This is a genomic window from Pseudomonas auratipiscis (genome assembly GCF_036324085.1).
In the GTDB taxonomy this organism is placed as follows: Bacteria; Pseudomonadota; Gammaproteobacteria; order Pseudomonadales; family Pseudomonadaceae; genus Aquipseudomonas; species Aquipseudomonas auratipiscis.
The window spans coordinates 1-25,505 of the sequence record NZ_JAZDCU010000003.1; the positions used below are offsets into that span (position 1 = coordinate 1).

General features: G+C 60.3%; 17 protein-coding genes. 5 read left to right on the forward strand and 12 right to left on the reverse strand.

Features of this window, described 5'->3' with window-relative positions:
- Window positions 1–1,985, reverse strand: a 1,985-nt coding sequence (locus tag V0R60_RS04855) for a pertactin-like passenger domain-containing protein (protein ID WP_330079113.1), incomplete at its 3' end; no start/stop codon positions are given.
- A 155-nt stretch (window positions 1,986–2,140) separates the two neighbouring features.
- On the opposite strand from V0R60_RS04855, the gene V0R60_RS04860 reads away from it, so the two are divergent.
- Complete coding sequence (locus V0R60_RS04860; protein ID WP_330079112.1) at window positions 2,141–3,883, forward strand: response regulator; 1,743 nt, start codon at window positions 2,141–2,143, stop codon at window positions 3,881–3,883.
- An 18-nt stretch (window positions 3,884–3,901) separates the two neighbouring features.
- Here the strand turns inward: V0R60_RS04860 and V0R60_RS04865 are convergent, their stop codons facing one another.
- The 11 genes from V0R60_RS04865 to V0R60_RS04915 form a co-directional block, all read right to left on the reverse strand.
- The gene (locus tag V0R60_RS04865; RefSeq protein ID WP_330079111.1) at window positions 3,902–5,317 is read right to left on the reverse strand and encodes an aldehyde dehydrogenase family protein; all 1,416 of its coding nucleotides are present in this window, start codon (window positions 5,315–5,317) and stop codon (window positions 3,902–3,904) included.
- Window positions 5,310–6,500, reverse strand: a complete 1,191-nt coding sequence (locus tag V0R60_RS04870) for a pyridoxal phosphate-dependent aminotransferase (protein ID WP_136475994.1) — start codon at window positions 6,498–6,500, stop codon at window positions 5,310–5,312. Before V0R60_RS04870 ends, V0R60_RS04865 begins: the two co-directional genes overlap by 8 nt.
- Before the next feature lie 27 nt (window positions 6,501–6,527).
- Window positions 6,528–8,135 (reverse strand): 5-guanidino-2-oxopentanoate decarboxylase, encoded by a 1,608-nt coding sequence (locus V0R60_RS04875; RefSeq protein ID WP_330079110.1) that lies wholly within the window; start codon window positions 8,133–8,135, stop codon window positions 6,528–6,530.
- A gap of 10 nt (window positions 8,136–8,145) precedes the next feature.
- Window positions 8,146–10,245 (reverse strand): acetate--CoA ligase family protein, encoded by a 2,100-nt coding sequence (locus V0R60_RS04880; protein ID WP_330079109.1) that lies wholly within the window; start codon window positions 10,243–10,245, stop codon window positions 8,146–8,148.
- Window positions 10,246–10,263: 18 nt separating this feature from the next.
- Window positions 10,264–11,424, reverse strand: coding sequence for an acyl-CoA dehydrogenase family protein (locus tag V0R60_RS04885; protein ID WP_136475991.1), 1,161 nt, complete (start codon window positions 11,422–11,424; stop codon window positions 10,264–10,266).
- Between the two features lie 31 nt (window positions 11,425–11,455).
- On the reverse strand, window positions 11,456–12,247 hold the full coding sequence (locus tag V0R60_RS04890) for an enoyl-CoA hydratase/isomerase family protein (protein WP_136475990.1): 792 nt from the start codon (window positions 12,245–12,247) through the stop codon (window positions 11,456–11,458).
- A gap of 297 nt (window positions 12,248–12,544) precedes the next feature.
- Window positions 12,545–13,489, reverse strand: coding sequence for an electron transfer flavoprotein subunit alpha/FixB family protein (locus V0R60_RS04895; protein ID WP_136475989.1), 945 nt, complete (start codon window positions 13,487–13,489; stop codon window positions 12,545–12,547).
- On the reverse strand, window positions 13,490–14,239 hold the full coding sequence (locus V0R60_RS04900) for an electron transfer flavoprotein subunit beta/FixA family protein (RefSeq protein ID WP_330079108.1): 750 nt from the start codon (window positions 14,237–14,239) through the stop codon (window positions 13,490–13,492).
- Between the two features lie 23 nt (window positions 14,240–14,262).
- Window positions 14,263–15,126 carry an MBL fold metallo-hydrolase gene (locus tag V0R60_RS04905; RefSeq protein ID WP_330079122.1) on the reverse strand — a complete coding sequence of 288 codons (864 nt, stop codon included), beginning with the start codon at window positions 15,124–15,126 and terminating at the stop codon, window positions 14,263–14,265.
- A 206-nt stretch (window positions 15,127–15,332) separates the two neighbouring features.
- Window positions 15,333–16,154: a polyphosphate kinase 2 gene (gene ppk2, locus V0R60_RS04910; RefSeq protein WP_136475987.1), complete on the reverse strand. Its 822-nt coding sequence runs from the start codon at window positions 16,152–16,154 to the stop codon at window positions 15,333–15,335.
- A 192-nt stretch (window positions 16,155–16,346) separates the two neighbouring features.
- On the reverse strand, window positions 16,347–18,023 hold the full coding sequence (locus tag V0R60_RS04915) for a response regulator (RefSeq protein ID WP_330079107.1): 1,677 nt from the start codon (window positions 18,021–18,023) through the stop codon (window positions 16,347–16,349).
- 152 nt (window positions 18,024–18,175) lie between these two features.
- Between V0R60_RS04915 and V0R60_RS04920 the strand changes: the two genes are divergently transcribed.
- From V0R60_RS04920 to napA, 4 genes are all read left to right on the forward strand, one after another.
- Window positions 18,176–22,285, forward strand: a complete 4,110-nt coding sequence (locus V0R60_RS04920) for an autotransporter outer membrane beta-barrel domain-containing protein (protein WP_330079106.1) — start codon at window positions 18,176–18,178, stop codon at window positions 22,283–22,285.
- A gap of 247 nt (window positions 22,286–22,532) precedes the next feature.
- Entirely contained in the window at window positions 22,533–22,700 is a 168-nt protein-coding gene (gene napE, locus V0R60_RS04925) for a periplasmic nitrate reductase, NapE protein (protein ID WP_038610650.1), read from the forward strand.
- Between the two features lie 33 nt (window positions 22,701–22,733).
- Window positions 22,734–22,994 carry a chaperone NapD gene (locus V0R60_RS04930; protein ID WP_330079105.1) on the forward strand — a complete coding sequence of 87 codons (261 nt, stop codon included), beginning with the start codon at window positions 22,734–22,736 and terminating at the stop codon, window positions 22,992–22,994.
- The gene (gene napA, locus V0R60_RS04935; RefSeq protein WP_136475983.1) at window positions 22,991–25,495 is read left to right on the forward strand and encodes a nitrate reductase catalytic subunit NapA; all 2,505 of its coding nucleotides are present in this window, start codon (window positions 22,991–22,993) and stop codon (window positions 25,493–25,495) included. The genes V0R60_RS04930 and napA overlap by 4 nt, the downstream gene beginning before the upstream one ends.
- Window positions 25,496–25,505 lie beyond the last annotated feature (10 nt).

Genomic DNA, 25,505 nt, shown 5'->3' on the forward strand with positions numbered 1-25,505 from the left:
TGCGGTATCGCCTGCGGTTTCATCGCAGGGTTAAGCGGGGTCATCGCAACATTGCTGGTAATGGGCTGCGGTATCGCCTGCGGTTTCATCGCAGGGTTAAGCGGGGTCATCGCAACATTGCTGGTAATGGGCTGCGGTATCGCTTGCGGCTTCATCGCAGGATTGAGCGGAGTCATTGCAACGTTGCTGGCGAGAAGTGTTGGAATCGCGGGCTTTTGAAGCGACGGCACCAGCGTCTGCATTGGCACTACTTGACCTGTTTGTGCCAGGTACCAGTCATTACCCTGGCGTGTCAGGGCATAGCGAAAGGCGCCGGCGTCGACGTGTCCGCCGTACAGCGTGAATTGTCCTGCCCCCCCTCCACTGCCAACCAGTTTCAGCGGTTGGCCCGTTGCGGCATGGCCACTGTCAGCGACAAGAAGTTCGTGCTGACCGCTCACCTGTCCTGTAACCGAGAGAAGGTCACCCTGCGAAGAAGCAAGGTCGGATTTCATTTGAAAGCGCCCAGTGCCACTCAAGTCGCCATTCAAGGTCAGTACCTGGAAGCCGTGCCCACCGAACATGACCTTCGAATCGCTCAGGTTAAGGTTGCTCGCTGACGAATTGCCGCTGAACACCCAACTGCTGTTGTGCAGATCAAGGTCCAGGCGGCCGCTGCTGGGAGCCAATAATCTGGTATCACCTGTTACTTGACTGCCAACGGTGGTGATTGCGAGCTGGCCATCGCCGTTGGTCTGGGCAAAGTCTGCGGCGCTTACCTGACTCGATTCCAGGTCAACTTTCAGCGAGCTGCCTGCTGCCGCCAAAAAGGCAGTCGCCGTCGGCGCCACCCATTGACTGTCAGTGATGGTGGTAACTCCATGACTGTCCGATTGCGCCTCGATCAACGCACTTGGGCCGCTAAGCCGGGTGCGCAACAGTGTCAGCGTCCCCGTACTGCCAAGCGGCGAGAAAGCGCTGAATACCACAGTGCTTGCGTCGACGGTGGAAACAGCGCTGTCGCTCGCGCTGATGTGCGCTTCGCCATGAATAGCCAGTGCCGCAGCCTGGCCCCCCGTTGTCAGTACCTGGCTACGCACAAGGTTGATGTTGCTCAACCTGCTGGCTGTGGCGCCAAAAGCACCTGTGCCCTCGGTCAGCAGCGCGCTGTCGACAACATCGATGTTAGCCCCCAGGTCAGCACGTACCGCCGAGGCTGAGGCGCCCAGGGTGTGCACGCTGCTGGCGCGGCTGAGGATGACGTTACTGCCTTGACGTGCAGAAACGCCATCACTGGCGGCGGCGTCGGTGATGATTTGGGTATTGATCAAGGAGAGTTGCCCATCAGAAGCCGAGACCTGCACCCCTGCACTTTCGGCCTGGTGGGTGTGAATTTGGCTATCACGTACCACATTGGCCAACAGATTTCCTTGCTCTCGAATGCCAGCACTGCTCATGTCAAAGGTTACGATCTGGCTGCGTTCAACTTGCAGCAGTGCATTGGCGCCGACGTCGATTCCAGGACTGAGGATACCGGTGGTCTGCAAGCTGACGTCGTGAAGGCGCAGTTCTGCGTTGGTCACTGAGGCAGCCGGGCTTTTCGCACCGGTCGTGTACAAGACACTGGGGCCACTCAGGTCGGCCAGCGATTGGGAATTGACCTGCAGCGCCGTACCCGAGGTCACCGCGTCCACCCCCTGGGCGAGTAGCCTGGCGCCTGACAGCACATCGACGCCGCCGCCCACGGAATTGCGCAAAACCACGTCGCGCAAGGAGAAATCCACGTGCTGCAGGGTTACCGCGGAAGTCGGGCTGGAAACGTCCACCTGTTTCTGAACGAGGCTCGCGACCAGCGGGTTGGAATTAGCGAACAACAGCGGGAAGTTGTAGTCGGCAGCGAGCGCAGGTCCAGTAAACAATGCAGCGACTACGGTGGCGATGGGCAAAGGATGGAATGCCGGACAGCGATCTTTGTTGCTGATCGAAGCGCCAACGTGGGTGTTCATGGCTTTCATCCTGGAGAAGTAGTTGCTATTGGCAGCATTCTTCTCAAAGGCCGTCATGACGAGGATAAGAAAGTCAGTCACACTCTGTAGGAAAATGACTACACGCTCGACTCAACCGTGCCCTACAGTAGGTCAAAGCACCGAGGAATTTCAGCATGTCACGCGTTCTCATCGCCGATGAGCATCCGATAACCCGGCATGCGGTTCGACTGCTGCTAGAGGAAGAACGCCATAGCATTATTGGCGAGGCAGTGGATGGCCTGGAAGCACTGGGCATGGTCACCAGCCTCAGGCCCGACCTGCTGATCATTGATGTCGATCTTTCCCGGGTTACCGGCCTGGACGTCATCAGGCGCCTGCGGGCAAGGGGCGTCACCCAGCCGATTCTTGGCTTCAGCACCCAGGACTCAGAGCACCTGGTTAGCCGCTTCCTGCAGGCAGGCGCCTCTGGCTTCGTCAGCAAGCACCAGGAAAGCGAGGTACTCAAAGAGGCCGTCGCCGTGCTGCTACGCGGACAAACCTACTTCCCAAGCACGATGTTGGGTAGCGTTAACAAAGGCACTTTGAAGGAAAACGATGCCGAGCGAATCGCCGCGCTTTCCAACCGTGAACTGAGCGTGCTTGGCTTGCTCGCCAGTGGTCATAGTAACCAGGAGATTGCCAGCGAGCTGACCATCAGTGAGAAATCGGTAAGCACATACCGCGCGCGAATGCGGGTAAAGCTCAATCTGCACAGCATGATCGAGTTGATCGATTTTGCCCGACGCAACCGTCTTGTATCGTCGACCAAATTGCTCGCGGCGCCAACCAACGAAACCGACGCGCAAAGCTCCATGTGGCGTTCAATGGTCGAAAGCCTGCCTGGGGCCTTCTATGTGCGCGACACCCAAGCCCGGTTGTTGTACGCCAACCCCGCGCATCTGCAGATGTATAACGCCAACCTGGAAAGCGTTTTGGGCACCCGCACCACCGAAGTGGACTGGTACACGCCCAAAGACGCAACCAACATGTTGGTGTTCCTGCAACGGGAAATTGCGGAACAACGTTCATTCGACAAGGATATCGAGCTGAACATCCACGGCAATCGTCGCGTCCTCCATCACTGGGGAACGCCCTACCGTGACCAGGAAGGCAATCTGCTTGGCATGATCTGCTGCAGCACGGATATTACCCAGCGCTATGAACAACTCGATAGCCTGCGTGTGCGTGCCGAAAAAGCCGAGTTGGCCCAGCAACAACTGACCGAACTGCTGGCCAGTATCAGCCAGCAACTGGGTGCCGGGCTGACCTCCCTGGCAGATACCCTAATGGCTGAAGATGCTGCACAGGTGGCCGCGCGACGCCAGGTGCAGCAATTGCAACAGCACTTGAACTGCTTGCACGATGCGTTGACCCAGCCAAGCGATGATGATGCGCAGATAGGCCCGATAGATATCGCCGAGGTGCTGCCCGTGGTAACCGGCCAACTGCGCACCTCTGCCGATACAAAGCGCCTGAAGCAGTACATTGAAGTCAACGAGCCATCGCGCTTGCGTGTCACGGTACACAGGAAACGCTTGTTCGATCTGCTGCTTCATCTGGGCCGCTATGTCATTGATTTGACCTGCGATGGCGAAGTCCGTTGGAAAGTCGTGGCCACGGTCAAAGACATGAACCTGGGTGCCAGGCTCAGCATTGAAGGGATCCCCCTGAACAATGTGCAATCCCGGCGCTCCTATTCGCTGTCGGAGCTGACCCACGAATCCGACGCTGCAGGGGCCAAGCGTAACAGCCTGGACTTGAACATCGCCCGCCACTTGGCCCTGCAACTGGGCGCTGAACTTCACATTACCCGCGGTGCCGAGAACAGCGTGACAACCACCTTGCACCTGTTATTGCCACTGGCGCCTCGCACATGACACCTAGCGCATACCTCCTTAAAGCTGGACCGCCTTGATCTCGACAAACTCGGCCAAGCCTTCCTCGCCCCATTCGCGGCCATTGCCTGACTGTTTGTAACCACCAAACGGTGCCTGGTAGTTGAACGCCGCACCGTTGAGGAAACACTGCCCGGCGCGCAGTTGCCGGGCCAGTGCCATGGCGTGTTGGCGATCTGCCGCCCACACGGCGCTGGACAAGCCAAACGGCGAATCGTTGGCCAAGGCAATCGCCTGGGCTTCGTCCTGGTAGGGAATCAGGCACAGCACCGGGCCGAAGATTTCTTCCTGGGCGATACGCATGCGATTGTCGACGTCTGCGAACAGCGTCGGCTGCACGTAAAAGCCGCGTTCAAGGTCGGTCGGCGCCTGGCCACCACAGAGCAAGCGTGCGCCCTCCTCCTGGCCAACACGTACATAGTCCAGCACGGTGCGCCGTTGACTCGCCGAACACATCGGGCCCAGAAAACTCGCCGGGTCCAGCGGGTCGCCCATGGTCAGGCTACGGGTTTCGGCCAGGGCGATCTCCACTGCTTCGGCATAGCGACTGGTGGGCAGCAGCATACGCGTCAACGCGGTGCAGGTTTGTCCCGAGTTGATCATCACGTCCTGCACGCCGTAGCGCACAGCGGCTTGCAGATCAGCGTCAGCGCTAATCAGCAGCGGCGACTTGCCACCCAGTTCCAGGCATACACGCTTTACCGTCGGCGCCGCGGCCTGGGCTACGCGTACACCGGCACCGGTCGAGCCGGTGAATGACACCATGTCGACCTGTGGATGCCGGGCCAGCGCTTCGCCAACCTTGGCGCCGGGCCCGCTGACCAGGTTGAACACCCCTGGCGGCAAGCCGATCGCTTCAATCATTTCTGCCAGGAGGAAGGCATGCAGCGGGGTTTCCTGGCTTGGCTTGACCACCACCGTACAGCCTGCGGCCAGCGCCGGGGCCAATTTGCCGATCAATTGGTGCAGCGGGTAGTTCCAGGGGTTGATGAACGCACAGACACCGACGGCCTCGCGATATACCAGGGAATTGCCGACCTCGCGTACCTCGTCCATCAAGCCGGCCAGTTCGATGTACTGTTCAAGGCCGGCAATCGGCCCGTCTACCTGTACGCTACGGCACCATTGAACCGGCATTCCCAGCTCGGTGGTAATGACGCTGGCCATTTCCTCGGCGCGCATTTTCAGTTGTGCAACCAAGGCCTGAATGAAGGTAGCGCGCACACTCGACGGCGAACGTGACCAGTCGGCGAAAGCCTGCCGCGCTGCAGCCACGGCGCGATTGACGTCGTGCTCGTCCCCCAATGGCACACGGCCGGCAACGGTTTCGCTGGCCGGATCGATCACCTCGGCCAGGCCACGCCCGGATGGCACCTGCCAGCTGCCATCGATAAACAAGCGGGAATATTCACGCATTATCCTTGCTCTCCATCAATTGCGCGGCGCAGCAGGCGATACGCTGGCAAGCGTCCAGCAGCGTTGCGTCCGCGAGCACCAGGCCCAGGCGGATATGGCCGGCAGCGCTCGGCCCAAAGGCTTCCCCCGCAAGCACCGAGACACCATGGCGATCCAGCAGGCGGTTGGAAAACGCCTGGGCGCTGAGGCCTGTTTCGCGAATGTCGACCATCACGAACATGCCACCGTCAGGCTTGAGCGCCTTCAGGCCCGGGCAACCGGCAAGGGTCTGGCACACCAGGTCGCGTCGCTGGCGGTAGGCTTCACGCATCGCCTCAAGCTGTGGCAGTGGTTGCTCCAGGGCCACCACGGCAGCGTCCTGGATGAATTCCGGGGAGCCGTAGAGCATGCACAAGGCGAGGTTTTCCAGGTGCGTGGCCAGGGCCTGCGAACCGACCACCCATCCCACCCGCCACCCGGTCATGGCATGGGACTTGGACAAGCTGTTCAAGGTTGCCGTACGCTCAGCCATGCCAGGCAGGCTACTCGGACTGATGTGCTCGCCTTCATACAGCAGCTCGCTGTAGACCTCATCGGAGATCAGCCACAGGTCATGGCCAATGCACAGCTCGGCCAGGGCCTGCCAGGTCGAGCGTGGCAGGCTCGCACCTGACGGATTGTGCGGGCTGTTCAGCGCCAGCGCACGGGTGCGTGGAGTGATGCGCGCGGCAACATCCTCGGGGCACACCCGAAAGCCGTTTTCCGGTCGCACCGGCACCGGTATCACCGTCGCGCCGCAAGCGCCGAATACCGCCTCATAGGTGACATACATCGGTTCGGCTACAATCACCTCGTCACCGGGATTGAGCACACACTGGGCGACACAGAACAAGGCGCACTGCGCACCGGCCAGCACGGTCACCTGGTCGGCGTGCACGGTTTGGCCGCTGCGCTGTTGATGTCGATTGGCGATGGCCTGGCGCAGGGCAAGTTTGCCGCGTACGTCGGCATAATGGGTGTGGCCGCTGCGCAAACTGTCGATGGCAGCCTGCACGATCGGCGTCGGGGTGTCGAAATCCGGGTCGCCCACCGACAGCAAGAGAATGTCCTGACCCTGGGCCTGCAGGTCCAAGGCGCGGTAGTGAATGTCCCAGGCGGCGGCACCGTCACCGGCAATACGTTGAGTCAGATCGGAAAAGCGCATGGCAATCTTCCTGAGTAGGGTTGGACGTCAGCGAGCGCAGGCGTGTTTGAGTTCAATCAGGGTCACCGCACTGCGGGCGAAGCCTGCGCGCAGTTCCTGCTGCAGTTCGTCGAGGCTGCGTGGCTGGGCCACGGTGCAGCCGAACGCACGGCCCAGCCCGGCAAAGTCCGGGTTGCGCGGCAGTACGCCAATGGGCTCGATATCAAGGGTGAGCATGTCGTCGCGGATCTGCCCCAGGGCATCGTTGTTCCACAGCAGCACCACCAGCGGGCGGTCCAGTTCTTCGACGGCCGTGGCCAATTCCTGGGCGGTGTAGAGGAAACCGCCATCCCCCACCAGCACCAGGCCAGGGCGATCATTGCTGGCAAACATGCCGCCGATGCCTGCGGGCAGGCCGTAGCCCAAGGTGCCATAGCCGGTTGGATGCAACCAACTACGCGGCGCGCGGCTGCTGAACGCGTAATTGCCGGTGTACGCCAGTTGCGTCATGTCGGTACTGATAAAGGCATTGTCGGGTAGCTCGGCAGCTATCCGATCAAGAATCGCCTGATGAATCGCCTGCAGCGGGCCATGCCCGGCCTTCACCGCCTGGCGCAGCGCCGCGACCGAAGCAATGGCGGCCTCGGGATTGCGATCGAGGCCTGGCAGGTGCTCCAGCAAGGCGGCAACGGTTTGTTGCGCATCCCCCTGCAGGGCCAGGGCACAAGGATAGAAATCGTTGAACTTGCGTGCATCGATGTCGACCCGTAGCAACTGGCCATTGAGCGGCAGGCGCTCGCGCCAGAAATCGGTGTCGGCCATCTCGGTGCCCACCGCCAGCACCACATCGGCTTCGCCGATCAGCGTCCAACCCGGCTCTACACATAGGCTTGCACCGGCATTGAGCGGTGCGTCCGGGGCCAGCAGGCCTTTGCCGGCGACGCTGGTGAACAGCGGGGCTGCCAGCCTGGAGCTTAACTGCTGCAGCACTTCGGCGGCCTGCAGCGCGCCGCCGCCGGCAATAATCATCGGCCGTTTGGCCGCGGCAAGCGTGGCTGCGGCCTGCTCCAGCACACTGCCAGCAGGCAGGCCACGGCCAGGGCGGCGGACCACCTCAGCGCTCCAGTCACGCTTGACCGGTGCCGACAACACATCCAATGGCACCGAAATGTGCACCGGGCGCGGCCGTTCACTGTCAAACACTGCATAGGCTCGGGCAATCAGCTCAGGCAAGTCCTCGGCACTCAGCGCTACGGCGGAAAACGCCGTAATCGGCGCAGTCATCGCACGCTGATCCTGGGTTTCGTGCAGGCAGCCCCAGCCCTTGCCCAGACTTGCGCTGTGGTTGACGCTGGATATCACCAGCATCGCGATGGAATCGGCATACGCTTGGCCGATGGCGGTGGCAGCGTTGGTGACACCGGGGCCGGTAATGACAAAACACACCCCCGGCTTGCCGCTGACCCGGGCATAGCCGTCGGCCATGAACCCTGCCCCCTGCTCATGGCGGGTAAGCACATGGCGGATACCGCTTCCAGGCAGGCCGCGATACAACTCCAGCGTATGCACGCCGGGAATGCCGAACACGGTGTCGACGCCATAGTTGGCCAACAAGCGGACCAGGGCCTGGCCACCGGTCAATGGGCTATTGTGCATGTTGTTCTCCTTACGCCTGGCCGAGGCGAATCAACGCATCGACCGCGGTAGTGCCCTGAGCACCGACCATTAATGGGTTCACATCCAGCTCCAGCAATTGGCCGGCGTTCTCGCAGGCGTAATCCGCCACGGCGCGGATCGCCGCAACCAGCGCATCCAGATCTGCGCTTTGGCGACCGCGAAAGCCCTGCAGCAGGCTGGCGCTGCGAAGCCCGAGCACGGCAGCGCGAATGGCGCCGTCGGTGGTTGGCAGCAACAAGGTTCTACTGTCTTTGAGCAGCTCCACCAGAATGCCGCCGGCGCCGATCACCAAGGCCAGACCGAAGTCGTCTTCGCGCTTGATGCCGACGATCAACTCGGCCAAGGGTGCGCGTGCCATCGGCTCAAGCAGGACCTTATCGAATGGCACGGTGGGGGCATAGGCGGCAATGCTTTCGCGCATCTTCTGCAGCGCGGCAGCCAGGGCTTGATCATCCGTCAGGTTGAGTGCTACGGCGCCCGCTTCGGTCTTGTGCGGCAATTGCGCGCTAACGGCCTTGAGCACCAATGGGTAGCCAACCGTTGCGCCAGCCTTGAGCGCTTGATCCACGCCACTCAACACGCCGGCTGGAATCGGCAGGCCGAACGCGTGCAGGGCCTGCTTGGAATCCCATTCATTGAGCAGTTGGCCGTCTGCGCTCAACGCTTGCGGGCACAACGGCACCAGCGCTGACTCGCCCAGCTCGAGCAAGGCCTGGCGGCGGCATCGATAGGCGGCAATTCGTCCCCAGGCTGCCAAACCGTCTTCGACGCCTTGCAGCGCGGCAATACCGTGGCCGTGCAAACGCTCGCGGGCACTGGCCGGCAGCAACTCAGGGAAGGCCGAGGTGACGAAGCCGATTTTGCCGTGGCGCTTGAGCGCGGCGCTGTAGAGTTCCAGCAACAGGTCGCACTCCTTGCGCTCGCCGGTAAATTGCGCCGGATAATCGAGCACCAGCATGGCCGCGTCGGCCTCGCTGCAAAGGGCGCTATCGAGCATGCGCTCAAGCGCGGCGCCATCGCCCCAGATCGCGGTGGTGAAGTCCAGCGGGTTGACCAGGTTGGCATAGGCCGGCAGTACCCCGGCCAACTCGTCGACCTGGCTGTTGGCGAGCTTGGGTAAGGTCAGCTCGTTGCGTTCGGCATAGTCGGCGATCAAGCCGGCGTCGCCACCGGAGCAGGCCAGGGCGATCAGGCTGCGACCTTCAGGCAGCGTCCCACAGGCAGCGGCCTTCAGCGTTTCGGCGAAGCTCACCGGGCCACTGACACGAATAACCCCCAATCGCTGGAACAAGCTGTCATACAGAGCGTCAGAGCCAGACAGCGAGCTGGTATGACTCAGGGCCAGCTCGGCGCCGATTTGTGACACACCGGTTTTCAAGGCGATGATCGGAATACCTTTTTCCAGCGCCTTGTGAGCTGCACGAGCGAAACCAGGAACGTTTTTCAGCCCCTCCAGGTGCAGACCAATAGCAGTCACCCGAGGCTCATCGAGTAAAACGTCCATCAGTTCGGCAATGCCCAGTTGCGCCTGATTGCCCACCGAGGCCATATAGGCCACCGGCAAGGAACGGTCACTCATGGACAGGTTGTAAGCGAAGTTGCCACTCTGGGTCAGGATCGCTACGCCTTTCTCTACCGTCTTGCCGCCGTGCGCGACCGGCCACAGCGCACTGCTGTGCAGGTAATCAAGCAGGCCATAACAGTTGGGGCCGAGCAACGCCATGGTTCCCGCGGCCTTGAGCAGTTGCTGTTGCAACGCCTGGCCTTCGGCCCCCGCCTCGGCGAAACCCGAGGCGTAACAGATAGCCCCGCCGGCATCGATAGCCGCCAGTTCGGCCACGCAACTGAGCGTCAGTTCGCGATTGGTGGCGATGAATACGGCGTCCGGGCCGCACGGCAGCTCGGACACGCTGCGAACACAGGGGACGCCCTCAAGGTGTTCGTGTTGCGGATTGACCAGCCACATCTGGCCCTGATAACCGCCTTCAGCACAGCGCTTGAGCGCCCGAGCCATGCTGCGGCCACCCACGAATGCCAGGTGACGCGGTGCGAGCAAACGCTTGAGGTTGTCACGAATCGACTGCGACATAGGAGTTCTCCGGCCCGATCAACGCAACAGGGGGCGCAACAGTTCACGGGAAATGATGTGCCGCTGGATCTCCGAAGTGCCCTCCCAGATCCGCTCGATCCGCGCGTTGCGCCAGATCCGCTCTACCGGTCCTTCGTCCATCAGTCCCATGCCGCCGAAGATTTGCACGGCTTCGTCAGCGACCTTGCCCAGTACCTCACTGGCAAACAGCTTGGCCATGCCGGCCTCACCATCGGTCATGCTGCCCTGATCCATCTTCCAGGCCGTGTGCAAGGTCAGCAGCTCAGCGGCGCGGATTTGCGTGGCCATGTCGGCAAGCTTGAACGACACCCCCTGATAAGTACCGATTGGCTGGCCGAACTGCTTGCGATCCGCGGCCCATTGCAACGACACATCCAGGGCCCGCTGAGCTTGGCCGACGCAGTTGGCGGCGACCATCACCCGCCCGGCGGTCAGCCAGGCATTGGCCACTTCCCAGCCTTTGCCTACTTCGCCCAGCACCTTGTTGGCGGGTACGCGACAATCGTCAAAGAACATCTCGTAGGTGTGATATCCGCGGTTGCTTACGCACTTGGGACCGCGGCGAATGGTCATGCCGGGGGTGCCACGGTCGACCAGGAAGGCGGTGACCGCGTTGCGTTTGCGGCCATTGTGTTCGTAGGTGTCGGTCACGGCGAAGACAATGGCGAAATCGGCATGCCCGGCATGGCTGATGAAATGCTTGCTACCGTTGAGGACGAAATCGTCGCCCTCACGCACCGCACGGGTCTTGATGGCGTTGGCGTCGGAGCCTGCGCCCGGCTCGGTCAAGGCAAAGCAGTCGACCTTCTCACCTTGAATGCAAGGCAACAGGTAGTCGTTGATCTGCTCGTCCTTGCAGGCCATGAGGATTTTCGACGGGCGCGCGACAAACACATGCACCGCCCACGACACTTTGGACAATTCGCGTTCGATCAGGGCCTGGGAGACGTAATCCAGACCGCCGCCACCCACTTCCTCGGGCATGTTGAAGGCATAGAAGCCGGCAGCAATCGCTTTGCCACGAATTTGCGCGGCCAACTCCGGCGAGACCTCATCGGCGCGATCGACTGCTTCCTCGTGCGGCAACAACTCTTTGGCAACAAAACTGCGTACGGCTTCCACCAACATTTCTTGTTCTTGGGTCAGTTGGAAATTCATGGAATGTTCCTGAAGAAGGTGTTGTAAGTGATTATTTGCCAACGAATTTTGCTGCGCGCCTCTCGACACTTGCACGTAACGCTTCGGCGCCATCCTCGCTGCGTCCACACAGCAGGCCTGCGCCAAGTTCGGCCTGCAGCTGTTCTGCGAGGGTGCGCTGGGCGCCCTCACGGATCAGGCGCTTGGTCTGGGCAAAAGCGAATGTCGGACCGACCGCCAGGCGCCCGGCCAGTTCGGCGCTGACGGCCAGCAACTGGGCATCTGCGCAGACCTCACCGACCAAGCCGGCCGCCAACGCCCGCTCAGCGCCCCAAAGCTCGTCTAGAAACAACAGGCGCTTGGCCTGTTCGGTGCCGATCAACCTGGGCAAATGCCAGCTGGCGCCCGCGTCAGGGCTATAGGCCATGCTGGTATAGCCGGCCTTGAAACGGGCCGATGCTGCTGCCACGCGCATGTCGCAGCACAGGGTCAGGTCCATCCCGGCACCCACGGCGGTACCGTTGATTGCGGCGATGGTGGGTTTGTCGAGGCTGTGCAGGCGTTGCATCAAGGCATGGGCGGTTTCGGTCCAGCCATAGCTTTCCAGCGCACCGCGGGCTTCGGCCTCGGCCCATTCGGCCAGGTCCGCGCCGGCACAGAAGCTGCGGCCACTGCCGGTCAGCACGACCACGCGCACGGCAGGGTCGGCATTGTGCTCATCAAGCAAGGCATGCAGCTTTTTCAGGCTGGGGATATCCAGGGCGTTGCGTTGCTCGGGGCGATTCAGGGTGATCCAGGCAACGCCGGCTTCGACTTTGCTCAGCAGCGACGAAGGTATAGTCATGGGAGGCCTCGAATTATTGTGGTTGGCGTGAGGGGGAAGGACTTGAGGCCATACTAAACGAGTGTTCAGCAAGGAGACAATCGGGCACTGTGCGTGATGTAACAGATCACATAAGTTATCTATCTAGTTGATTATTAATATTTAAATCAAAGTTAAAGACAGGCTCCAAGCGGGCCTGTTACAACTTTGCACAACTGCGGACAGACAAAAAACACGGCAGTTGCCTGCCGCGTTTTGTGTGGGGGGGTGAGGGTCAAGCGCGTCGCGAGGCAAGACCGCGCAGGCAGATTGGCAGGTTCAGGACACCCGTTGTTCCAGCTCGGGCACGGCTTCGAACAGATCTGCTACCAGGCCATAATCGGCGACCTGGAAAATCGGTGCCTCCTCATCCTTGTTGATCGCAACGATGACTTTGGAGTCCTTCATCCCCGCCAGATGCTGGATCGCACCGGAAATGCCAACAGCGATGTACAGTTGCGGTGCGACGATCTTGCCAGTCTGGCCGACCTGCATATCATTGGCGACGAAACCGGCGTCAACCGCTGCACGCGAAGCGCCGACGCCCGCACCCAACTTGTTGGCCAAGCTGTACAAATGCTTGAAGTTGTCACCGTTTTGCAGGCCACGTCCGCCGGACACAATAATCTTCGCCGCTGTTAGTTCAGGACGATCCGACTTGGCCAGCGCCTCGCTGACGAACGCCGAAGTACCCGTGTCAAAAACCGACGCCAAGGTTTCGACAACAGCCGAACCACCTTCGCCAGCAACCGCGTCGAAACCAGTGGTGCGAACGGTGATCACCTTGACGGCAGCATTCGATTGCACAGTGGCGATTGCATTTCCCGCGTAGATCGGGCGTTTGAAGGTATCGGCCGACTCCACCGCGATAATCTCGGAGATCTGGTCGACGTCCAGGGTTGCCGCCACCCGGGGCAGGATGTTCTTGCCATTGACGGTGGCCGCAGCCAGGACATGGCTGTAGATCACGCTTTGGTCGATCACCAGCCCCGTAACGAGCGCTGCGACGTTCTCTGGCAACTGGTGGGCATAGGCGGCGTGATTGGCGACCAGGACCTTGCTGATGCCCGTGACGATTCGCGCTGCCGCAACAACAGCGTCGGTCTCGGCACCGGCTACCAGGAGGTGAACGTCGCCGCCCAACTGTTGCGCTGCCGCGACTGTGTTCAGGGTTGCAGCACCGAGCTGCTGGTTGTTGTGCTCTGCGATAACCAGAATTGTCATTTAGATCACCTTCGCCTCGTTCTTGAGTTTTTCGACCAGCTCAGCCACCGACTTGACCTTGATGCCAGCGCTACGAGCAGCCGGCGCTTCGACCTTCAAAAGTTTGTTGGTGGAGGCAGTAGACACGCCGAGTGCCTCTGGGGTGAGGGTTTCCAACGGTTTTTTCTTGGCCTTCATGATGTTCGGCAACGACGCATAGCGTGGCTCGTTCAAGCGCAGGTCAGTGGTAACGATTGCCGGCAGACTCAAGGCAACGGTCTGCAACCCACCGTCGATTTCGCGGGTGACGTTGAGCTTGTCATTCAACACTTCAACCTTGGATGCGAAGGTGCCTTGGGCATAACCGCTCAATGCGGCCAGCATCTGCCCAGTCTGGTTGTTGTCGCTGTCGATGGCTTGTTTGCCAAGGATGACCAACTGCGGCTGCTCTCTATCGACCACCGCTTTGAGCAACTTGGCCACGGCCAGGGAACTGAGTTCTTCGCTGGATTCGATCAGAACAGCGCGATCGGCACCCAGTGCCAGGGCCGTGCGCAATTGCTCCTGCGCCGAGGTCGGGCCCACAGTCACCACCACAACTTCTGTAGCAATACCCTGCTCCTTGAGCCGCACCGCTTCTTCCACAGCAATTTCGCAGAAAGGGTTGAGCGCCATTTTCACGTTGGCGAGGTCGACGCCTGAGCCATCCGCCTTGACGCGGACCTTGACGTTGTAGTCGACCACGCGCTTTACCGCAGCCATTACTTTCATAAAGCACTCCTGTTGAGCGATTTTTATAGGTCCAGCCGATGGACTTGGTCATGGTGGTCGTAAGGTTGATAGCGCGATTGCCGGTCGCGGTTGACCTTGATCATCGCAGTCTGTGGATCACGGGGCAGAAACAACCTTGCGCCGCTGGCAATCAGGTGATCCAGCAGACTTTCCCTTTCATCGATCAGGCCTTCTGGATTGCGGTCGAATGCGGTAGTCAGATCGAGCGCAAGCCAGTGCGCGGCGGGCACCAGGTCACCGCCAAAGATCACCGGGCCGCCTGGCATATCTATTTCCGGCAGTAGCTGTCCCGGGGTGTAGCCATCGCTGACGTGGAAGCGCCAGCCTACACCCAACAGTTCATTGGCCTGATCGTCCAGCAGGACTAGACGGCCACTACTTTGCAACTGGCTGACGATCTGCCCGACAAACAGCACACGATCACGGGGGTGTGGGTGACTGGCCCGCTTCCAGTGCTGGCGGCTGACCAAGTAGCGGGCAGACGGAAATAGCAAACGCGGGGTGTCGCCGTCGCTAACGGCCCGACGTACCTCCGGCGCGAGCATCGCGTGAAGATGTGTAAGCACCACCGCGTGAATTTGCTCTTCTGTCACGCCCAACCTCGCCAAGCTATCGAGTAGGCCTGGGGCTGGACGTTGGCAGCGGCAGGTGGGCGGCAGCGGCGCCAGCAAAGCATCAGAACCAGCCATGACCAGGATGTTCCGACCGTCCTGCTGGACTAATAATGCCCGCGATGCGGTCTCGACCAGATTCTCAACGTCAGCGCTCAGCCACTCACTCCAGATGCTGCGCGGTGTCGTGCCAAACAACGCCCCACCATCGAGCCTGCGGGGCCTGCCGGCCACTGAAAACAGCTTTCGATACACCTCGGTAACCTCTCTGCATGCACGCATTGCCAAATGTCCTGGCAAGCGCTGGGTCAGACCAGCTTATGCAATGAAGGTCGACCGCACCCCTCCCGTGAAGGGTGGTATCGATTTTTGCGCGAGGATAAAACAAGCCGCGATGGAACCGTTCAGCAGTCCCATCGTCGCTAAGGCCGGCGCCCACAGAAGGCAGTGTTCCGAGGAGATTAGAAGCGTTCGGTAACGCGCTTGAACTGATAGTTCGGCTCCCGATAGTCGCCTTTCTTCTGGCGTTTAGGCAGCTTGACCTTCTCGCGCGGCACTTCCTTGTAGGGGATGCGACTGAGCAGGTCGGAAATGATGTTCAGCCGCGCACGGCGCTTGTCGTTCGAATCAGCCACAAACCAAGGCGCGTGGCCGGTGTCGGTAGCCTTGAACATGTCGTCGCGTGCCCGGGAATAGTCATACCAGCGGCTGTACGACTTGAGGTCCATCGGTGACAGTTTCCAGATTTTACGCCCGTCTTCTATGCGCGCCTCAAGGCGACGGGTCTGTTCCTCTTCGCTGACTTCCAGCCAGTACTTTAGCAGAATGACCCCGGAATCGATGATCGCCCGCTCCACGGCAGGCACGGCGTCAAGGAACCCTTCAACCTGTTCCTGACTGCAGAACCCCATCACCCGCTCGACACCTGCGCGGTTGTACCAACTGCGGTCGAAAATCACCACTTCACCCGCAGCAGGCAGGTGCGGCAGATAACGCTGCAGGTACATCTGGCTCTTTTCTCGGTCGTTAGGCGCCGGCAATGCCACGACTCGGAACACCCGCGGGCTGACCCGTTCGGTAAGTGCTTTGATCGTGCCGCCTTTACCTGCCCCGTCACGGCCTTCGAAAATGACGCAGACCTTGATGCCCTTCTCTTTCACCCACTCCTGCATCTTGACCAGCTCGACATGCAATTGGCGCAACTGTTCGAGGTAGTCCTTGTTTTTCAACTTCCCGCGCGCCTCGGGATTGCCCTTGGGGGCGTGCTTTTTCTCTTTTGCCATGTCAAGACCTCACACAAGTAAGTAACTGACTACTGATAGACCAAACCTGCCAAGGACGCCATCAGCTCGCGGATCGCACCGTGACCAACCTAGCGTAGCGCCAGTGGTGAGAGGTACGGGTCATTTATGCTCAAAATTATCAAGCACCCGCGAGGAGTCTAATGCGCTTGCGCCACGGGCCTCTGTCTCAAATCAATAGCCGTGCAGGGAACCAGCCAATGCCGCAGGCGACTCGAGTTCGATGAGAAATGTGGTTTCGCCGTTTTCACGCACATCACGAAAGCTGCCCTCCATCGACTGGCTCAGGTGTCGACACAACTGCAAGGCCAGCCCCTGGCGATGCACCAGCGGCTGGCACAGCGAAACGGCCAGGTTCAGCGTGACCACACCGCTGAGTTGCATGCGAGTGGCCAGGCTGATAGTGAGCGGTGTTTGTGGCGCCGCTTCATTCAGGTACTGCAACAATGTGCCGAGCAGTTCGCCAAAGCGATCGCCATCGATCCACAGCTGCCGTGCGCTCACGCTTTTGCAGTCCAGTGATGGCGCCACAGCGAGAGTGGCCAACTGCCCCTGCAGCCACTCGACGATATCCAGCTGAGTCGGCACCAGCGGCGGATGCAGTTGTTCCAGGCGAAGCAGTTGCTCCAGTTGATGGAGACGGCGATTGAGTTTATGCAGAGCAGCCAGACCTGCTGCCGGCAGACTCGCTTTGCCAAGGCCCGTTTGCAAACGCTGCAGCGGTTCATTCAGGTCCTCATAGACCACACGGGCAAAACGGGTGACCTCGCGGTAGCGCGACTCGGCCTGTTCATGGGCATCACGCAGTTGACCCAGCAGAACATGCCGGTCGGTCAAGTCCTCGAAACTGCCAACCATGCCTTGAACCACGCCAGTGCCATCGACCCAGGGCTCGGCCCAATACTGTAAATAGTGCGGTTCGCCCAGGAATTCGAAGACATTCTGCGCGCTGAACGACTCGCCCTTTTCGATGCAAGCTTCATAACGCGACTGGTACCAACGCCCTTGCTCCGGTGTAAACCAGAACGCATCGCCCAACCGCTGTCCCAGCACTCGTTCCAACGAAGTGTGGTGCAAGGCCAGAAATGGTTGGTTGCACATCAGCAAGCGACCTTCTCGGTCACGCACGAACATTGGCTTTGCCGATGCTTCGAGCATGGCCCGTAACAAGGCTTGCTGGCTTGCGTCAGGGTCGTGGTTGACCGGCTCGTCGGCAACATTCAGCGCCGGCATGTTGGGTGTACCGATACCGTTGCGTTGCGCTATGTTGGCCAGGGCCAGGCGCGAGTCGACCTGAAGTTTCTCCTGCAAGCGGGTTTTGTAAGTACTGACCGTCTTGTAGCTGATCGCCAATTGCTCGGCGATCGCCTGGTTCGAGCAGCCTTCGCCGATCAGCTCCAGCACGGTCAATTCCCGTGCTGACAGGGCGTCCAGCTCGTTGCCTCCCACCACAACCGCTGCGCCCCGAGCGTCTCGAGGAAAATAACGCCGCCCGTGGGACACGGCGCCCAAGGCGCGTTCAAGCTCGAGCAGCTCATCGTGCTTGCTGACAAAACCATCGGCTCCGGCCTGCCCACACAAACGGGCAAACTGACTGGTGCTTTGTGTGGTGTACACCAACACCTGCAAACTCGGATCACGCAACTTCAAGCGGCGAGTCAGATCCAGACCGCCGAGCCCGGTAATCGCCAGTTCCAACACCACCAACTGCGGTGATTCGCTACGCGCCTGCAGCAGCGCATCCTGACCGTTGTCCGTCTGGGCGACGACCTGATGCCCCAGCCGCTCAAGCACTTGGCCCAACGCCAGGCGCAGCAGCGGTAAAGGCTCGACAATCATCACCCGACTCATCAGACGACTCCTTCCCGGCCACCCAAGGCCAGAAGAACAAGCCTAGTCCAGCACTACCTTCAGCGAAAATCCTACGTGCAACTAAGGCGACTCCTACAGAGCAGCTTCCTGCCTAGGCAGAGACTTGCATCCATGAATTTTGGGAGATCGTCATGAAACACGTCAGCGAAATTGCACTGCCACTGGACCACCTGGCGCACAACCGCCTGGCCATGGCGATCAGCCTCATCCTGGGGAGCATGTGTTACCTGTCGATAAAAGACGTTGAGGCCGAAGATGCCGTGGTCAGCATCGAACGTCTGGACGACCACCCGCCTTCGGTTGCTGCACTGCAACTCGGACCCGTGCTTGGGCTGCTGGGCGTACCAGTCCCGATAACGGTAACCGTGGCCAACGGTGTGGGCATCGTCAGCGGCGCCGTCGACAGTTCCAGTGTCTACCTGCGCGCAGCCAATGCTACCGGCGTGAAGGCTGGCGCCGCGATACAGATCAGCTTCGAGCAAGGCAGCGTCATCAACAGTGCGGTAACCGGCGCCACTGCCAATGGCCAGAAAGCCCTGGTGGCCGTGGATGGCGGCAAGATCAGCGGCACTGGTGTACGTATCGAAATGCTCCCGCAAACCGCCTTGGGCGTGCCGTTTACCGCCAGCAACATGACCGGCGTCACGGTGCAGAACGGCGGCGTGATCAGCCTCGACAACAGTCAGGTGAGCATGGGCAGCACCACCGGCAGCAATAACGTGGCACTGCTGGCCAACGGTGTGAGCAGCGCCATTGACTTCAGCGGCGGCTCGATCAGCACGATAGCCAAAGGCTCCACCGCAGTCCTGGCCCAGGATGGCAGCAGCATCACGCTGAGCAAAGGCACCACGATAACAAGCAGCGGTGCCGTGCTCGGTACCAACATCAGTCATGGCCTGAAGGCCGAATCCGGCAGCCGTATCAGCGCCAGCGATATCACCGTCAACACCAGCGCTACGGCAGCCAGTGGTGCCCGGGCCGAGGGCAACAGCGAAATTGTACTCAGCGACAGCACCTTCAACGCCACCAACGCCGCAACCACCACGACTACAACGGCTGTATTGCACGCTCTGGGCGGCTCACGGATCAACGGCAGCGGTCTTGAGATCAGTTCCAGCGGTGCCAACGTCGCCGGCGCCCGTGCCGAGGCCAGCAGCATTTCGCTCAAAGACAGCCACATCATTGTCACCGGTGGCGGCAACACCGGTAACCCCAGCGCAGCAGCCAGGGCGATGGCCGGTGGCGATATGACTATCGATGACAGCGTACTGCACACGCAGGGCACCTTTGGTCATGGGGTGTCAGTCGAAGGCTCCGGCAGCCAGGCACAGATCTCCAACAGCGACCTATCGGTGTTCGGTGCGCGTTCCATCGGCCTGAACATTGTTGCTGGCGCCCAGGCACAGGTAGACAACAGCAAAATTGCCGTGGATGCGCTCAATGCCAACGGTCCCTGGGCTCCCGGTGTCCTGGTCGAGGGCGCGGGATCGCGCCTGGTGCTCAGCGGCAGCCAGATACGCACCACGCCGAAATCCAGTTTTGGCATTAGCGCAGGCGACGGCGCGGACATCCAGATCAGCAACGCCAGCGTCAGCACCCAGGGCAACTATGCCGCCGGGATCAGCGCAGGCAACGCCACGGTCAACGCTGATAACGTCAACGTTTATACCTCCGGCGACGACAATGCCATCGGTGTGGTCGCTAACCAGAACGCCAAGGTGACGCTGAACGGCGGCACGGTGACCACCCGCGGCAATGGCTCGCCAGTGCAATCGAACCTGACCTTTCCCCATGCCCTGGTTTCGCGCAATGAAGGGGCCATGCTGATTGCCAACGGCACTCACTTGCTCACCCAAGGCTCGCAAGCCTATGGGGCCGCCGTGGATGACGGCGGCAGTATGCAGCTCAATGGCGTGTCGGTAAAAACCGAAGGCGACCGCTCCATTGGCCTGTACGCGGGTGTCGGCGGGATCAAACCCGGCAACGTTGTACTCGAAGCCAACAGCGTCACCGTCCAGACCCTGGGTGCCAATGCCAGCGGTGCTCGAGTGAGCCGCAACTTCAAGGACAGCCAGACCGCAACCCTGGACCTGAGGGATTCCAGCATCCGTACCTTGGGTGACAATTCGGCAGCCCTGCACGCTGAGCGCGGTGGCCAGTTACATGCCGCGAACACAGTCGCCAGCACCAGCGGTTCGGGCGCTCACGGTGTTCTGGTGAACAGCTCACCCAGCGCAGCGATCCTGTCGCAGGCCAGCATCATTACCCAGGGTGCGGATGCGCACGGGATGCTGGTCAAAGAGGGTGGCCAGTTGAGCGCCGAGCAAACCACCGTCAGCGCCGCCGGTAGCGATGCATCGGCGCTGTACCTGCAAGGCAGCGACGGTGCCGTGAGCAAGGCCGATGTGCGCAGCAGCGTACTGCACAACCAGCAAGGCGCAACCCTGGCGATTGACGGCGTTGCCGAGGCTGATCTGGAGGATGTAATCGCTGGCGGCAGCGGCCATTGGCTGCATGTCGACGCCGGTGCAACAGCGCCGGGCCTTGCCACCATCAACCTGAGCAGTTCCCAGGTCAACGGTGCCGCTACCACCGCCCAGGACAGCACCTCGACCCTGAGCATGAGCGATACCAGCTTGTGGAAGCTCACCGGCAACTCGAACCTCAGCAGCCTTGGCAACGACAACAGCCTGATCGACTTCAGCGCCCCGGTCGGCAGCGGTTACAAAACCCTCACTGTTAACCGCTACCAAGGCAATAACGGCACCATTGCCCTCAATACTTATCTCTACGACGACCAGTCGCCGTCGGACAAACTGGTGATCGATGGCGGCCAGGCCAGCGGCAGCAGCAATCTGCAGATCAAGAACACCGGCGGCCCCGGTGCTTTGACCCGCGGCAATGGTATTCAGGTCGTCGATGCAATCAATGGCGGCACCACTCAGGCGCAAGCGTTCAGATTGCTCAGTCGGGTCAAGGCAGGCCCCTATGAATACACCTTGCATCGCGCCAGCCTCGATGACAGCAACGCTCAGGCATGGTATCTGCGCTCGACCCAGGACGCGGTGCCTGTCGATCCAAAACCGCAACCTGACCCCGACGATGATGACGATGACGATCCGAAACCTGTGGACCCCATCGACAAGCCCGTGGATAAGCCCCCCGTGGTAGTTCCTCCAGTGATAGTGCCTCCCGTCGTGGTGCCGCCCGTGGTAGTCCCCCCTGCCCCACAACCCGCACGCCAGGTGCCCAACTACCGCCCGGAAACCTCGTTGTACAGCGCCATTCCCGGCATGACCCTGCGCTACAGCCGCATGCTGGTCGATACCCTGCATGAGCGTATGGGCGAAGAGGTGCGCAACGCCGTCGATCCGTTGCCAAACGAGGCGCAAAGCGACTACGGCCCATCGCTGGGCTGGGGCCGATTGATCTATGGCCAGGGCGATCAGAGCCTGGGCAATGGCAGTAGCGTCGACTACAGCCAGCAAGCTTTTCAGGTGGGTATCGACCTGTACCACAGTGAAGACACCGACGGCAGCTCCAATCAGGCCGGCCTGTCGCTGTCTGCTGGCAAGATCGCCGGAGATGTCGAACACACCGACGGCAGTGCCGCAGGCGATGCCAAGGTGCGCGCCACTGGCCTCGGTGGTTACTGGACCCACTACGGTGCTGCAGGTTGGTACCTGGATGGCGTGTTGCAATTCAACCACTTCGATATCCAGGCCCACCCTGATGACCTGCCGCGGTTGAAAACCAAGGGCAAGGGCATTACCGCCTCGCTGGAGGCCGGTTACCCGTTCAAGCTGAACAAGGACGAATCGCTGAAGATCGAGCCACAAGCCCAGGTGATTGTCAGCAAGATCAAAATCAACGACAGCCACGACGCCGCCGCCGATGTGCGCTTTGAAGACGTCGATTCCCTGACCGGACGCCTCGGGGTGCGCATCGACAAGGACCTGTTCCGTGAAGACGGCAAGGGTAAATTGCACCGTACCAATCTGTGGATACGCCCCAGCGTCTGGCACGAGTTCAAGAGCCAGCCGAAAACCGAGTTCTCATCAAACGATGGTTTTATCCCCTTCACTACCGACATGGGCGGAACCTGGACCGAGCTGAACCTGGGCGTGGACTATCAGGTCAGCGAAACAACCACCATCCATGTATCTGGCGGTTACGAGAAAGGTTTGGACAGCGACAGCCATGGCTATGAAGGCATCCTTGGCATCAAGGTCAAGTTCTGACTCATGTCCTGTTTATCCTCATGCCAGGGCCCGACTTGTTCGGGCCCTGTGCATTTCTCACGCCTGATGTATTTTCTTGAAAGCCAACGCTGATACAAATAACTAGTATTTACATTATTAAGGCGCCGCCTGTTATCCAAACTTCCTGGCTCGGTGCTTAAAGCCTTTTGTCTATTTAAAGGGCTGCAGTTAGCCGCGTCAGGTGAGTAGGTCTACTCTAAATCCAGGTCTGCCTGGAGAGCGTTCCATGCCATCGGCTGAAGAACAAAAACCTGTGCGTCGCAAAGAGGCGTTGCTGTTCATCTTCCTCGTCGCCTGCCTGTTCCCCTTGCTATCGGTGGCTATCGTCGGTGGCTACGGCTTCATCATCTGGTTTTTACAAATGCTCTACGGACCACCCGGGCCGCCTAATTGATTGGCATTTTTTAGTGTCTGTTGGAGCCAGTGCATGGACGAAACGCTACATATTGCCAGCCTTGTGGTACTTGCCCGTCCGCAATTGCTGGAAGTGGTAAAAGCTAACTTGCGCCTGCTTGACGGCCTGGAATTGCATCAGGAAAGTGCCGCCGGAAAATTGGTGGTGGTACTTGAAACAGCGAATGAACATCAGATTCTGCAACGCATTGACCAGATCAACAATTTGCCCGGCGTGCTGAATGCGGCGTTGATCTATCACGAACTCCTCGACCCTGCAGGAGAAGCCGAATGAGCATGACCCGCCGTGAGTTCGCCAAGGCCCAGGCCGCAGCCATTGCTGCAGCAGCGGCTGGCCTGCCCATCTACAGCACCGCCAGCAACCTGATCACCGAAGCCGATATGGTCACCCTGGAGTGGAACAAGGCGCCCTGCCGCTTCTGCGGCACCGGCTGCAGCGTAATGGTCGCCACCCGTGACAACCGCGTGGTCGCTACCCACGGTGATGTCAAAGCCGAGGTCAACCGTGGGTTGAACTGCGTCAAAGGCTACTTCCTGTCGAAGATCATGTATGGCAATGATCGCCTGACCCAACCGCTGCTGCGCATGAAGGACGGGCAGTACGACAAACAGGGCGAATTTCAGCCGATCAGTTGGGAAAAAGCCTTCGACATCATGGCGGCAAAGTTCAAGGAAGCCCTGAAAAACAAAGGCCCAAGCTCGGTCGGCATGTTCGGCTCGGGGCAATGGACGGTGTGGGAAGGCTACGCGGCCAACAAGCTGATGAAAGCGGGCTTTCGCAGCAACAACATCGACCCCAATGCACGTCACTGCATGGCCTCGGCCGTCATGGGCTTCATGCGCACCTTCGGCATGGATGAGCCGATGGGCTGTTACGACGATATCGAGGCCACTGATGCGTTTGTACTGTGGGGCTCGAACATGGCCGAGATGCACCCGATTCTGTGGAGTCGGGTAACCGACCGGCGCTTGAGCCAGCCGCAGGTAAAAGTCGCGGTGCTGTCTACCTTCGAGCACCGCAGTTTCGAACTGGCCGACATTCCCATGGTGTTCAAGCCGCAGACCGACCTGCTGATTCTCAACTACATCGCCAACCACATCATTGAAAGCGGCGCGGTCAACAAGGACTTCGTCAGCAAGCATACGCGCTTCGCCAAGGGCGCCGATGACATCGGCTACGGCCTGCGCCCCGACAACCCTCTGGAGACCAAAGCCAAGAACGCCGACAAGGCCAATACCTGGAGTGATATCGACTTCGAACAGTTCGCCGCCTTCGTTCGCCCCTATACCCTTGAGCGCACTGCCCAGGAGTCCGGCGTACCCGCTGAACGGCTCAAGGCCCTGGCCGAGTTGTACGCCGACCCCAAGCGCAAAGTAGTGTCGTTCTGGACCATGGGCTTCAACCAGCATACCCGTGGGGTCTGGGCCAACAACCTGATCTATAACATCCACCTGCTCACCGGCAAGATCAGCGAGCCGGGCAACAGTCCCTTCTCGCTGACCGGCCAACCCTCTGCCTGCGGAACTGCGCGCGAAGTCGGCACGTTCTCCCACCGTTTGCCTGCCGACCTTGTTGTCACCAACCCCAAGCACCGGGCAAGCGCGGAGAAAATCTGGAAGCTGCCTGCCGGCACCATTGAGGAAAAAATTGGCTTTCATGCCGTGCAGCAGAGCCGCATGCTCAAGGATGGGGTGCTCAACGTGTACTGGACCCAGTGCAGCAACAATATGCACGCCGGCCCGAACATCATGCAGGAGGTACTGCCCGGTTGGCGCAAGCCGGAGAACTTCGTCATCGTCTCCGATGTATACCCCACGGTATCGGCCCAGGCCGCCGACCTCATTCTGCCCAGCGCCATGTGGGTGGAAAAGGAAGGTGCTTTTGGCAATGCCGAGCGCCGTACCCAGTTCTGGCACCAATTGGTCAGCGCACCCGGTGAGGCCAAATCCGACTTGTGGCAACTGGTCGAGTTCTCCAAACGCTTCACCACCGATGAAGTCTGGCCTGCCGAGCTGCTGGCCAAGGCACCGGCGTACAAAGGCAAGACCCTGTATGAGGTGCTGTACAAGAACGGGCAGGTAGACCAGTTCCCCGTCGAGCAACTTGAAGCCGGGTACAAGAACGATGAAGCCAAGGCCTTCGGCTTTTACCTGCAAAAGGGTCTGTTTGAAGAATACGCACAGTTTGGCCGTGGCCATGGTCATGACCTGGCACCGTTCGACCTTTATCACCGCGAGCGCGGCCTGCGCTGGCCGGTGGTGGATGGCAAGGAAACGCGCTGGCGCTACCGCGAGGGCACCGACCCTTACGTCGAAGCGGGCAGCGGCGTGCAGTTCTACGGCTACCCGGACAAAAAAGCGATCATATTTGCCCTGCCCTACGAGCCACCCGCCGAAGTCCCGGACGCCGAATACCCGTTCTGGCTCAGTACCGGCCGTGTGCTCGAGCATTGGCATACCGGCAGCATGACCCAACGGGTAGAAGAGCTGTACAGGGCCGTTCCAGCGGCTTTGGTGTACATGCACCCGGATGACGCCAAGGCCTTGAATGCACGACGCGGCAGTGAAGTGAAGCTGATCAGTCGGCGCGGCGAAATCCGCGCGCGGATCGAAACCCGCGGGCGCAACAAGCCGCCACAAGGGCTGGTGTTCGTGCCGTTCTTCGATGCCAACAAGCTGATCAACAAGGTCACGCTCGATGCCACCGATCCGATCTCCAAGCAGACCGACTACAAGAAATGCGCCATACGAATCGAGTTGATCAGCGTGGCCTGAGGAGCATCGT

Excerpts from the sequence above, each read along its gene's own strand:
- V0R60_RS04890 (WP_136475990.1), bottom strand. The coding sequence starts at position 12,247 with ATGACTATACCTTCGTCGCTGCTGAGCAAAGTCGAAGCCGGCGTTGCC.
- V0R60_RS04885 (WP_136475991.1), bottom strand. The coding sequence starts at position 11,424 with ATGAATTTCCAACTGACCCAAGAACAAGAAATGTTGGTGGAAGCCGTA.
- V0R60_RS04870 (WP_136475994.1), bottom strand. The coding sequence starts at position 6,500 with ATGCGCTTTTCCGATCTGACTCAACGTATTGCCGGTGACGGTGCCGCC.
- V0R60_RS04880 (WP_330079109.1), bottom strand. The coding sequence starts at position 10,245 with ATGTCGCAGTCGATTCGTGACAACCTCAAGCGTTTGCTCGCACCGCGT.
- V0R60_RS04915 (WP_330079107.1), bottom strand. The coding sequence starts at position 18,023 with ATGAGTCGGGTGATGATTGTCGAGCCTTTACCGCTGCTGCGCCTGGCG.
- V0R60_RS04920 (WP_330079106.1), top strand. The coding sequence starts at position 18,176 with ATGAAACACGTCAGCGAAATTGCACTGCCACTGGACCACCTGGCGCAC.
- V0R60_RS04895 (WP_136475989.1), bottom strand. The coding sequence starts at position 13,489 with ATGACAATTCTGGTTATCGCAGAGCACAACAACCAGCAGCTCGGTGCT.
- ppk2 (WP_136475987.1), bottom strand. The coding sequence starts at position 16,154 with ATGGCAAAAGAGAAAAAGCACGCCCCCAAGGGCAATCCCGAGGCGCGC.
- V0R60_RS04875 (WP_330079110.1), bottom strand. The coding sequence starts at position 8,135 with ATGCACAATAGCCCATTGACCGGTGGCCAGGCCCTGGTCCGCTTGTTG.
- V0R60_RS04860 (WP_330079112.1), top strand. The coding sequence starts at position 2,141 with ATGTCACGCGTTCTCATCGCCGATGAGCATCCGATAACCCGGCATGCG.
- napA (WP_136475983.1), top strand. The coding sequence starts at position 22,991 with ATGAGCATGACCCGCCGTGAGTTCGCCAAGGCCCAGGCCGCAGCCATT.
- V0R60_RS04930 (WP_330079105.1), top strand. The coding sequence starts at position 22,734 with ATGGACGAAACGCTACATATTGCCAGCCTTGTGGTACTTGCCCGTCCG.
- napE (WP_038610650.1), top strand. The coding sequence starts at position 22,533 with ATGCCATCGGCTGAAGAACAAAAACCTGTGCGTCGCAAAGAGGCGTTG.
- V0R60_RS04865 (WP_330079111.1), bottom strand. The coding sequence starts at position 5,317 with ATGCGTGAATATTCCCGCTTGTTTATCGATGGCAGCTGGCAGGTGCCA.
- V0R60_RS04900 (WP_330079108.1), bottom strand. The coding sequence starts at position 14,239 with ATGAAAGTAATGGCTGCGGTAAAGCGCGTGGTCGACTACAACGTCAAG.